This is a genomic window from Kitasatospora sp. NPDC059803 (genome assembly GCF_042732255.1).
Classification (GTDB): domain Bacteria; phylum Actinomycetota; class Actinomycetes; order Streptomycetales; family Streptomycetaceae; genus Kitasatospora.
Genome location: NZ_JBHWIJ010000346.1, coordinates 7,133 through 8,142, shown reverse-complemented (window position 1 = coordinate 8,142; position 1,010 = coordinate 7,133). Strand labels below are relative to the sequence as shown.

Annotated in this window: 1 protein-coding gene and 1 pseudogene; both read right to left on the bottom strand. The window is 69.8% G+C overall.

The features are described from left to right. Window positions 1-199 precede the first annotated feature (199 nt). On the bottom strand, window positions 200-466 hold the full coding sequence (locus ACFV6I_RS34725) for a hypothetical protein (protein WP_380429808.1): 267 nt from the start codon (window positions 464-466) through the stop codon (window positions 200-202). Between the two features lie 61 nt (window positions 467-527). Continuing rightward, a pseudogene (locus ACFV6I_RS34720) lies at window positions 528-803 on the bottom strand (helix-turn-helix domain-containing protein); the annotation flags it as partial. Between the last annotated feature and the right edge of the window lie 207 nt (window positions 804-1,010).

The window sequence follows — 1,010 nt, the reverse complement described above, 5'->3', positions numbered from 1 at the left end:
CCCCGCGCGGTTTTCCGTTTTTGTCCTGTGGCCCCACCCCCCCCCCCCCGCCTACCCCAACACCCCCGGACCCGGGGCGCGCCCCCAACCCCGGCCCCCCCCCCACCCACCACAACTCTCCGTGCGGCGACGATGGATGGTGGGCAAGGACGGGGAAACGTAACTTAGTGGTTGGCTCCGGAAGTCCTTCGGGGGTTGATCAAGCTGTCAGCGCGATGGAGGATTGCTCCTGGCGGTCGGTGGTGTGCCGGTCGAGCCTGGCCAGCAGATGGTCCAGGTCGGAGGTGGTGAATCTCCACTGGAACGGCTGTGCTGTGGCGTTGTAGCGGCCTTCGAATGCTCGGAGCCGGTCCCGGACCTGGGCCAGGTCCGTAAAGTCGTTGGGTGAGACGACCTTGCGTTGGACGATGGAGAAGAAGATCTCGATCTGATTGATCCATGAGGCGTGGACGGGGGTGTGGACCATGACTGCATTCGGCGATCCCGCGGGCGGTCAGTTCGGCGGCCAGCTCAGGGCAGGACCAGCGTGACAGTGGTGCGCCGGTCTCGGCGGGGAGCTGGCAGGCCAGCGCCTTGGCCTCGGTGATTTGCACCGGGGTGAAGCGGGCGGGGCGACCGGAGCGTCTGCGGTCGGCCAGAGCAGGCAGGCCGCCGTGGGCGAACCGGCCTCGCCAGGCACGCACCGTGTCCACGTGCAGGCCCGTCTCGTGGGCGATGCGCGCGTTGGAGCGCCCCCGTGCCGCCTGCAGAACGACCTGCGCGCGTATCCGTAGCCGGTGCTCGGTCTTGTGGCCGTAGGCCATCTTCTTTAACCGCTTGCGCTCGACGGCGGTCGGCGTTATCGGGCAGGCCGTTGCAACAGGCATGGCAGACGGGCCAATCGGGAGAGGTGGATCACGACGGGTGGTGGCCTGCCACCCCTGGTGGCCACTCGACGACACGAGTCCGGGGGGGGGGGGGGGGGGGGGCCGCGAGCCGCGCCCCTGGGGGCGGGGCCGCGCGAGGCCCGG